Genomic DNA, 9,032 nt, shown 5'->3' on the forward strand with positions numbered 1-9,032 from the left:
CCCTACTATGACCTCGGCTGACTTCTCGCCATTCGTTGTTACTACTAAGCGCTGACGAGACCTCCCCGGGTAAGAACGACAACCTTCTGCTCATGTCACTGCTCCATTTACTGTACAGGATTCGGGCAGTATCGGACTTCACTTTGTTTAGCAAGCTCATCCGTCCTGATTCAGCCTTTGTATGAAGTTTCTGTTCGTCAGTGCAAGCATTTGCGTCCGTCTTCCTTCAGATTCCGCCTCACGGCGGACACCCTTGACTTTCGCTAACAGTTCCTACTGCCAAGTCTGTAGTGGACTTTCACCACCAAGTTGTCGCCCATGCCGGGCGCACTAAAAAAGGACCGTCCGTTTCCGGCGGTCCTTTTTGGGGTTCATTCTATGTTAGTCGCATTGAAGCGCGAAAGGAACTCTTTCAAACGCGGTGTTTCTGGATTGTTCAACAGCTCTTCCGGTGCTCCCTGTTCCCGGATGTGCCCTTCTTCGAAAAATGCCACGCGGTCGGCAATTTCCATGGCAAAATCCATTTCATGGGTGATCAACAGCATCGCCATGTTCCCTTCTTCGGCGATATCCTTGATGACTTCCAGCACTTCGCCCACCAGTTCAGGATCCAGAGCGGAAGTCGGTTCGTCAAAAATCATGACTTCCGGTTTCATGACCAGAGCCCGGGCAATCGCCACACGCTGTTTTTGACCACCTGAGAGCTGGGCCGGGTAGGTATCTGCTTTCTCCAACAGCCCTACTTTGTCCAGCATCGCTTTTCCTTCTTTTTCCGCCTCTGCTTTGTCCATGCCGTTGACGGTGATGGGAGCCTCGGTGACGTTCTCCAGCACGGTCATATGCGGGAACAAATGAAAGTGTTGGAAGACCATCCCGATATGGGAACGCACTTTCCGCAAGTGCTCCTCTGAAGCCGGCACCAGTTCGCCGTCTTTTCCTTTTTCATGCCAGAGGTTTTCGCCGTGAACGGTGATGGTGCCTTTCGTAATTTCTTCCAATGTCATCAACAAACGTGCGAATGTGGTTTTCCCTGAGCCACTCGGGCCGATGAGCGCCACTTTCTCGCCCGGATAAATTTCAAAATCAATTCCTTTTAAAACTTCCAAATCGCCGAAGGATTTGGATACATTGTTGTACCGCACAATGGGTTCAGTCATTTCGTTTCCTCCTTTATCGTTCGTTTTATACTGAGTATTTCTCTGCGATTCGTTTTTCAGCCTGCTTGACCAGTAAAGACGCCGGGTAACTCAACAGCAGGAACAACACCCCGACAAGCGTGAATGGCTCCACATATCGGAAAGTTCCCGCTCCGATGTTTTTCGCCGTCTGCAAGATTTCCGTCAATGTGATGGCTGACAAAAGCGGCGTTTCCTTAAACATGGTGATGAAATAGTTGCCGATCACCGGGAGGACAGGAGGGATGGATTGCGGCAAAATGATCCGCGTCCATGTCTTGCGTTTGGTGAAGTTCAACGCAGTGGCCACCTCCCACTGCCCTTGGGGAACAGAGTCGATTCCGCTTCGGAACACTTCTGAAAGATACGTGCTGTAATGCAAGCCCAGTCCCAACACCCCTGCCACAAACGGAGACAAGGTCAATCCAAATTGTGGGAAGACATAAAAAATGAAATACAATTGCACAAGAAGCGGGGTGTTGCGAACAAATTTGATGATGCCGTTTGCGATTCCAGACACCACTTTGTTGTCCGAACGCACCAATAGCGTAAACACCAATCCCAAGATGACCGCCAGGAAAAAACCTACGATGGTTGCGGCGATGGTCAGACCGACTGCCGATAAAAGGTCTGGCACAATCGACAAAGCATAATTCCAATCCCACATGTCAATACCTCCCTTCCGTCAGTTTACGTTCCAGCAGTTGCATCCCTTTGGTCAACGGCCACGCGAGGACAAAGTAAATCAACAGCAAGGCCGTATAGATTTTTGTGGTTTCCAACGTCGAACCGTTCAACAGATTGGCTTGATACGTCAAATCCGTCAACGTAATCAATGAAACGAGAGACGTACTTTTAAATAATTCAATCAATTGATTGCCCAAGTTCGGCAGCATCAAGATGAACGCTTGCGGCAACACCACACGCCGCATCCGCTGGCGTTTCGACAGATTGAGTGCCACACTCGCTTCCAGCTGCCCTTCCGGAACCGACTCGATTCCGCTTCGGACCACCTCAGACACATACGCCCCAAAGTTCAGCCCAATCGCCACAACAGCGGCCGTCATGGCAGATAACGTCAGGCCAAACATCGGCAGGACAAAATAAATCCAAAACAGCTGTACCAACAAAGAAGTGCCTCTAAATACTTCCACATAGATATGTGCGATTCCCCTCACGACCGCGTAAGGCGAACGTTTTGCCAAGCCGGCCGCAAATCCCAAAACCAATGCCACTATGGCAGACAATATGGTTAAGGCGATGGTGACGCCGACGCCTTCCCGCACAAGGAACACGACTATTTCCCAAAAGTTCATCCGTTCTCACGTCCTTTCATTTCGTCCCTTCCGTCTCATTCCACGGCTTCTTCAGCTGTAATGCCTTGCGGAAGGTTTTCTTCGGTGAAGCCGAATTCTTCCAAAATTTCCAGCAGCTCACCGGATTCTTCCAATTTTCTCAGTTCTTCGTTCCATGCAGCGATAAATTCTTGGTCCGCATCCCGGAAAACCGTCGCGCCATAGTCCTGCACCGGATCGCCATCGATTACCGGCTGCTGGAAGTCTTCCACCCGCTCGAGCGACTCGTCTCCGGCGGTATCCAATGTCGCCTGCAAAGCCGGCTGCGTGGCAGTGATGGCATCCGCACGACCGGATTGAATAGCCGACAACGCCGATGCGAGATCCGGCACGGTGACAATCCGGTCTTCTGGAACACCGGATTGGATGAGGTAGTCGTATTCAATTGTTCCGGATGGTACGGCCACCAACGCTTCGTCATTTTCTGCGATGTCTTCATACGAATGCAACTCAAGAGGGTTGCCCGCTTCAACCGCCAGTGCTTCTCCTATCGTAAATTCCGGGTTCGCAAACTGAACGGCTTCAGCGGCTGCTCGATCGGGGGTGATGAACATCCCGGCGGTGACCATATCAAACCGCTTGGCCTGCAGCCCTGGAATCAACGAAGCAAATTCCGTCAATACACCTCTCAGTTCACCGATCCCCAAATTCTCCATGATGGTGCGGGCAATTTCCACCGATACCCCCGTCAATTCTAAATCCGAATTCATGTACGCATACGGCTTCTCATTGGCAAATCCCACCGTCACGTATCCTTCGCGCTGGACTTTCTCCAAAGTAGTTTCTTCCGGGTTTTCCGCGCCCAATACGCTGCATCCGGCCAACGCCACAGCGAACACCATGAACAGAGACAACAGCCATCCATGCTTCTTTTTTCCATTTAACATTCGACCTTCCTCCTTCTTTTTTTCTGGTTTATTGAATGTTCTGCTTTTCCTAGTGAAGATACAAAAATAAAAAAAGACCAGCAGTCATCTGCTGATCCCAAAGAAAACAACAAGTCGGATATATTTTAAAGATGGTGAAATAAGTACAATATTTACAATTTATCCTTCCACACTTGCTTACGAGGTTAGCTGACGGATTCGGGATTGCTCCCTACATTCCATTTCGAATGATTCACCCCAAAGATGGTTCCCCCGCTTTCTTAAGAAACTCAGCAGTTTATTCAATTTTTGCACGACAATCCTTTTTTACCGTACCACAGACATTTTCCGAGCGTCAAAGAATCGGCTCACGTCTTTTTATGTAAAAAAAGCACCGATGAGAGAATTCTCCCATCGGTGCTTTGGTCTATTTGTCTTATGCACGGGTGACGCTTGTCACGGTATAACCGGTGTCTGCCAAGGCACTGCTCAGTGCGTCCGTTGTTACATCTGTTTCACTTTCCACCAGAGCGGAGTTGTCATCCAGGTTGATGGTGACATTCTGGATGCCGTCCACACCTTCGAATTTACTTTTCACTGCGTTGGCGCATCCTGCGCACTTCATGCCTTCTACTGTTACTACTTTTTTCATTGTCATTCCTCCTATTTTTTACGCGTTGATTGTTTCCGGTTTGAACTTGCGCAAGCGCAAGGCATTGGCCAGGACCGATACAGAACTGAAGCTCATCGCTGCTGCTGCAAACATCGGGTTCAAAAGCGGACCGCCGAAGATATGCAACAAGCCCATCGCAATCGGCAGGCCGATGATGTTATAGGCAAACGCCCAAAACAGGTTCTGTTTGATGTTCCGCAAGGTCGCATGGCTCAAATCGATGGCGGTCAAGACGGTGGTCAAGTCATTGCGCATCAAAACGATGTCTGCGGACTCGACAGCCACATCTGTCCCGGAACCGATGGCAATGCCGATATCAGCTTGTGCCAAAGCCGGCGCATCGTTGATGCCGTTTCCAACACCGCGCCATAACCCGCCGCTTCCACCGCCGCTGTGATATTATACGGAGCCACTTCCAGTGGATTGTAAGTAATGGTCATCTTCTCGGTTGCCAAATTCACCGAAGCTTCCTCCACTCCATTCAGCTTGGCGGCCGCTTTTTCCACGGTCTGCGCACACGATGCACACGTCATGCCTTCAACAGCAAATGTTTGGGCCGCTGATTCTTGCGGAACCACCTGGTATCCTGAATCACCGACGGCTTGTTGCAACTCGTCCAATGAAAAGGTGGATTCATCGTATTCAATGTTCAATTTTTCTGTCGCCAAATTGACGGCCGCATGTGTGACTCCCGGTACTTTTCCGGCTGTTTTTTCCACCGTCTGGGAGCACGCGGCACATGACATGCCTTCTACCAGTAATGTTTTCTTCGCCATGTCTACGCCCCTTTCATTTCGTGATGACAGTCGCACTGTCCCGGAAGGCAATCACACATGATTTCTTCCGGTGCTGTTTTTTTCTTTTCTTTTAATAGTTCTTCCAACATATGGATATCTTCCTGACTGAGGGTGGCTTCTTCCAACATCCCGGCCAACGTTTTTCCGACCTTTTTGTTGCAGATGTGCTGTAGCAGGTCTTCAGATGCTTCTCGGATGCTCTCGGATTCGGATACCGCCGGCGAGTAGACATAGCGCCGTCCTTCCGCTTCCGTGTGGAGCAACCCTTTTTTCACCAGACGTCCGATCAATGTTTTGGTGGTGGCCGGTTTCCACTTCATCTTTTCATTCAATACCTCGCTGATTTCTTTGCTTGTTGTTTTTTCTGCGGTCCAGACAACCCGCATCACTTCCCATTCGGCGGCACTGATTGGTGCAGCTTCTTTCGTCGCCATACGAAAGCTCCTTTCTTCGTTTACATTCGTAATCATTAACTATAGTTTGCACTTGTAATCTAAAAGTGTCAACCGCCACTTCACAAAAAGAAAAAACGGCTTTTTTCCAAGCTGAACAATCCATGGTTGTCATTGGTTTCCTTGTTGCTATATAATGAACGTGATTTGTACCGATTTCGTTTCATTTTTTTGAAGAGAAAAACTACCCTTAAATAAACATACGTAGAAAAGAGGCCATACCCGTGTATTCCTTATCTTTTGCTGAGGTTCAGCAGTTATTGAAAAAAGAAGGTTTGTTCAGAGAAATTGTACAAGGCGGTAACTGGCATTATACGCTCTCGGATTCTGAAAGCGTACCGTCCGACTTCACGCACATCACCTATGATTCCAAAGACGTACAACCAGACACATTGTTCTTTTGCAAAGGCGCTACATTCAAAGAAGCGTATCTGCTGGAAGCTGTCCGGCAGGGTGCCGCTTGTTATGTATCGGAAACCATCTATGAAGAAGCGGACGTTCCCGGCATCATCGTATCGGATATCCGCAAATCCATGGCGCTGATTGCTCGGGAGTTTTACGGACACCCGCAGGAAAAACTGCGCATGGTCGGCATCACCGGCACAAAAGGCAAAACCACTACCACTTACTTCGTAAAATCGATTTTGGATCACGCGTATCCAAAACAAAATGCAATTATTTCTACCATTAATACCTCCCTTGACGGGAAAACATCCATCAAGTCGAAACTGACTACACCTGAATCTCTTGATCTGTACCGGATGCTTGCGGAAGCAGCGGCAAACGGCATGCGGAACTTGGTGATGGAAGTATCATCACAGGCGTACAAGCTCGATCGTGTGTACGGACTGCGGTTTGATGTCGGTGTCTTCTTAAACATCTCACCCGACCATATCGGACCGAGCGAACACCCAACGTTGGAAGACTACTTATTCTGCAAACGCCAGCTGTTGGCCCATTCCGACAAAGTGGTCTTGTTCAACGAAACCAAACACTTCCCGTTGCTGCATGAACAGGCGGCAGACCAAAGCAGCGAAGTCATCGTCTACGGAAAAGATCACCCCGGTACCGATTACTTTATCGAAGCCGTTGCGAAAGACGCCGTCACCTTGACCGTCAACAGTCACACAGGAGATGCCTTGAATATTTCTGGGGACTACTCCATCAAACTGCTTGGAGACTTCAACAAAGACAACGCCCTGGCCGCCTTGATCATCGGCGCTCTTTTAGGCGCTTCCCAAGAAGATGCCCGCGAAGGATTGAAAGAAGCGGTCGTTCCGGGAAGAATGGAAACCTTCATCCAACCGAACGGCAGCCCGGTGTACGTCGATTACGCCCATAACTACATCAGTTTGAAAAAACTGTTGGAATACGTTAAAAGTGAAACGCCAGACGGGAAATTGTTTGTGGTGCTCGGCGCCCCAGGAGGCAAAGGTCTTTCCCGTCGAAAAGATTTCGGAAAAGTATTATCTTCCATCGGCGATGTGGTGGTGTTGACATCGGACGACCCTGATTTGGAGAATCCGGCCGATATCGCAAAAGAAATCGCCTCATATATAGAAGGAACCATCGATGTGACGTTCATCGAAGACCGCAAAGAAGCGATTCACCATGCGCTTTCTTCGGCCGGTCCAAAAGATGCCGTCGTACTCGCCGGAAAAGGCGACGACCGCTACCAGATCACCAAAGGCAAACGCATCCCTTATCAAGGAGACAATGCGATTGTGAAAGCATTTATCCAACAAACTGAAAAATAACCTCATGCCCATGAACCGCGCCGTTCATGGGCTGTTTTTTGTCCGCTCCCTGTTTGCGGCATTCAAAAAATCCTCCATTTCTGTATTAATACAACCCCATACACAAAAAATTCAAACGAGTTAAAATAGTCGCAATTGATTTCTCTTTATAGGTAGTGGTATGATACTAAAAGGACTTATTATATCTATAAATCATTTTTCTAAAAAAAGAAAAACGTTCTCATTAAATTGTATATACTTAAAGAAAGCATCCCTGCGTAAGGAGACCATACTATGGAACAACAAGCCAAAAAGCGTTTTTTGCCTGTAATCTTGGGGACTGACATGAACGGCTACACCATGGCCGCTTCTTTCCATGAACGGTACGGAATCAAACCGGTCATGATCGGAAGAGCCCCAATGAGATTCACTGACGGCAGCAGCATCATCCAAAAAATCCATTACAACAAAAACCTGTCAGACAACCAGGCATTTCTGGATTACATGAAAGAAATCGCCCAAACATACAAACAAACATACGATTCTTTGATTTTGATCGGGGCCAACGATGTTTACGTCAACCTCATCATGACCAACAAAGAAGCGTTGCGGGAAGATTATCTCTTCAATTATGTCGACCCTGAATTGCGTGACCAGTTGTTCTATAAAAAGAACTTTTACCGGTTGTGTGAAAAATACGGCGTGGACATCCCGCACACTCACTTCTATGATTGCGCGAACCCGGGAGCGGTACCGACCGATTTCGATTTCCCCTTGATCGTCAAACCGAGCAACGTGGTCGCCTATCAAGCGACAGGCATGCACAACACGAACAAGCTGTACAAAGTGTACAGCCAGGAAGAATTGGAGCAAGTCATCCAAACCGTCGTCGCCGGCGGATACAAAGATGAACTGATCATCCAGGACTTCATTCCAGGAGACGACACCTATCTGTGGGACTCGGTCTACTATGCCAACCAAGACGGCGAAGCACAGTTGATCACACTGGCCCAAGTGGTTCTGCAAGAACACGTTCCGCATCTCACCGGCTCCTATACCGCCATGATTGTCCGCTACGACAAAGAAGTGATGGACAACTTGGTCCGTTTGATGCAGGCCATCGGTTACCAAGGATACGGGAACTTCGACATGAAATACGATCCCCGCGACGGCAAGTTGAAAGTGTTTGAAGTGAATTTGCGTCAAGGACGCGGCAGTTCCTACATTTCTTACTGCGGACACCACTTGTCGGAATATTTGGTCGACGACTTGATCTACAACAAAGACAAATCGTTGTCGTACTTGAAAGACGAGTTCTTGTTTACCGTCGTATCGAAACGAGTGCTGCGCGATTTCGTCGAAGATGAAGACATCAAAGAAGAAGTCAACGAACTGCTCAAACAGAAAAAATACGCCAATCCATTGTTGTACAAAGGCGACAAAGGATTCCGCCGCAACCTTCAGATGTGGCTGCGCACGCAAAACTACTACAGAAAATACAAAGAATACGGTGAGTCTTTCTCTCCGGGAAATTCAACCAAAGAAGTCAAAAAAGCCACTACTTGAGACATTCCCTCCTGCCCCTTCTTCATCACAGGCAGGAGGGAATTCTTTGTACTCATTATTGAAAAAAATAGGTAATTTTCGTGGATTGTATAATTAAGCGAGACAGAAAAAAGACATGTTATGATACACTCAAATTAACCTACCAAAGCTAAGGAGAGTGCACCATACATGTCGTACACCCATCTTACCAAAACAGAACTCATATTCATAGAAGAATACTTTGCCATTAATCTCAGTGGTCGCGAGATTGCTAAAAAGCTTAAGCGAGGTCATGAAGCAGTCTACAGAGTAATCAGGAAGTTGAAAACGGGTAAAACAGCGATCGATATTTATCTAGAATACAAAGAAAACAAACAAAAATGTGGACGTAAACCTATTCAACTTCCTCAAGGTGAAGTTGATTACATCAACG

At 47.9% G+C, this 9,032-nt stretch carries 9 protein-coding genes, 2 pseudogenes and 1 riboswitch; of the genes and pseudogenes, 3 read left to right on the forward strand and 8 right to left on the reverse strand.

Annotated elements, in window-relative coordinates; translation table 11 throughout:
* Positions 1–371 precede the first annotated feature (371 nt).
* The 8 genes and pseudogenes from ehuA to G470_RS0110405 all read right to left on the reverse strand — a co-directional run bounded on the left by ehuA (position 372) and on the right by G470_RS0110405 (position 5,300).
* Complete coding sequence (gene ehuA / locus G470_RS0110370; protein ID WP_084172178.1) at positions 372–1,157, reverse strand: ectoine/hydroxyectoine ABC transporter ATP-binding protein EhuA; 786 nt, start codon at positions 1,155–1,157, stop codon at positions 372–374.
* Positions 1,158–1,182: 25 nt separating this feature from the next.
* Positions 1,183–1,842, reverse strand: coding sequence for an ectoine/hydroxyectoine ABC transporter permease subunit EhuD (ehuD, locus tag G470_RS0110375; protein ID WP_028274750.1), 660 nt, complete (start codon positions 1,840–1,842; stop codon positions 1,183–1,185).
* Position 1,843: 1 nt separating this feature from the next.
* Positions 1,844–2,491: an ectoine/hydroxyectoine ABC transporter permease subunit EhuC gene (ehuC, locus tag G470_RS0110380; RefSeq protein WP_028274751.1), complete on the reverse strand. Its 648-nt coding sequence runs from the start codon at positions 2,489–2,491 to the stop codon at positions 1,844–1,846.
* Positions 2,492–2,526: 35 nt separating this feature from the next.
* Positions 2,527–3,417 carry an ectoine/hydroxyectoine ABC transporter substrate-binding protein EhuB gene (gene ehuB / locus G470_RS0110385; protein ID WP_051258550.1) on the reverse strand — a complete coding sequence of 297 codons (891 nt, stop codon included), beginning with the start codon at positions 3,415–3,417 and terminating at the stop codon, positions 2,527–2,529.
* Between the two features lie 159 nt (positions 3,418–3,576).
* A riboswitch (cyclic di-AMP (ydaO/yuaA leader) is annotated at positions 3,577–3,702 on the reverse strand.
* Positions 3,703–3,832: 130 nt separating this feature from the next.
* Positions 3,833–4,048: a heavy-metal-associated domain-containing protein gene (locus G470_RS0110390; RefSeq protein WP_028274753.1), complete on the reverse strand. Its 216-nt coding sequence runs from the start codon at positions 4,046–4,048 to the stop codon at positions 3,833–3,835.
* 18 nt (positions 4,049–4,066) lie between these two features.
* Positions 4,067–4,429 (reverse strand): annotated as a pseudogene (locus tag G470_RS0110395) (HAD-IC family P-type ATPase); the annotation flags it as partial.
* Positions 4,324–4,845 carry a heavy-metal-associated domain-containing protein gene (locus tag G470_RS0110400; protein WP_028274755.1) on the reverse strand — a complete coding sequence of 174 codons (522 nt, stop codon included), beginning with the start codon at positions 4,843–4,845 and terminating at the stop codon, positions 4,324–4,326. The pseudogene G470_RS0110395 and the gene G470_RS0110400, both read right to left, overlap by 106 nt.
* 2 nt (positions 4,846–4,847) lie before the next feature.
* Positions 4,848–5,300 carry a CopY/TcrY family copper transport repressor gene (locus G470_RS0110405; RefSeq protein ID WP_028274756.1) on the reverse strand — a complete coding sequence of 151 codons (453 nt, stop codon included), beginning with the start codon at positions 5,298–5,300 and terminating at the stop codon, positions 4,848–4,850.
* Positions 5,301–5,542: 242 nt separating this feature from the next.
* Between G470_RS0110405 and G470_RS0110410 the strand changes: the two genes are divergently transcribed.
* The 3 genes and pseudogenes from G470_RS0110410 to G470_RS0110420 all read left to right on the forward strand — a co-directional run.
* Positions 5,543–7,075 (forward strand): UDP-N-acetylmuramoyl-L-alanyl-D-glutamate--L-lysine ligase, encoded by a 1,533-nt coding sequence (locus tag G470_RS0110410; RefSeq protein WP_240470673.1) that lies wholly within the window; start codon positions 5,543–5,545, stop codon positions 7,073–7,075.
* Between the two features lie 273 nt (positions 7,076–7,348).
* On the forward strand, positions 7,349–8,620 hold the full coding sequence (locus G470_RS13395) for a carboxylate--amine ligase (protein WP_051258551.1): 1,272 nt from the start codon (positions 7,349–7,351) through the stop codon (positions 8,618–8,620).
* A gap of 168 nt (positions 8,621–8,788) precedes the next feature.
* A pseudogene (locus tag G470_RS0110420) lies at positions 8,789–9,032 on the forward strand (IS30 family transposase); the annotation flags it as partial.

Source organism: Atopococcus tabaci DSM 17538 (assembly GCF_000429585.1).
In the GTDB taxonomy this organism is placed as follows: domain Bacteria; phylum Bacillota; class Bacilli; order Lactobacillales; family Carnobacteriaceae_A; genus Atopococcus; species Atopococcus tabaci.

Coding starts and splice junctions, on each gene's coding strand:
- ehuA (WP_084172178.1), bottom strand. CDS start 1,157: ATGACTGAACCCATTGTGCGGTACAACAATGTATCCAAATCCTTCGGC.
- ehuD (WP_028274750.1), bottom strand. CDS start 1,842: ATGTGGGATTGGAATTATGCTTTGTCGATTGTGCCAGACCTTTTATCG.
- ehuC (WP_028274751.1), bottom strand. CDS start 2,491: ATGAACTTTTGGGAAATAGTCGTGTTCCTTGTGCGGGAAGGCGTCGGC.
- ehuB (WP_051258550.1), bottom strand. CDS start 3,417: ATGTTAAATGGAAAAAAGAAGCATGGATGGCTGTTGTCTCTGTTCATG.
- G470_RS0110390 (WP_028274753.1), bottom strand. CDS start 4,048: ATGAAAAAAGTAGTAACAGTAGAAGGCATGAAGTGCGCAGGATGCGCC.
- G470_RS0110400 (WP_028274755.1), bottom strand. CDS start 4,845: ATGGCGAAGAAAACATTACTGGTAGAAGGCATGTCATGTGCCGCGTGC.
- G470_RS0110405 (WP_028274756.1), bottom strand. CDS start 5,300: ATGGCGACGAAAGAAGCTGCACCAATCAGTGCCGCCGAATGGGAAGTG.
- G470_RS13395 (WP_051258551.1), top strand. CDS start 7,349: ATGGAACAACAAGCCAAAAAGCGTTTTTTGCCTGTAATCTTGGGGACT.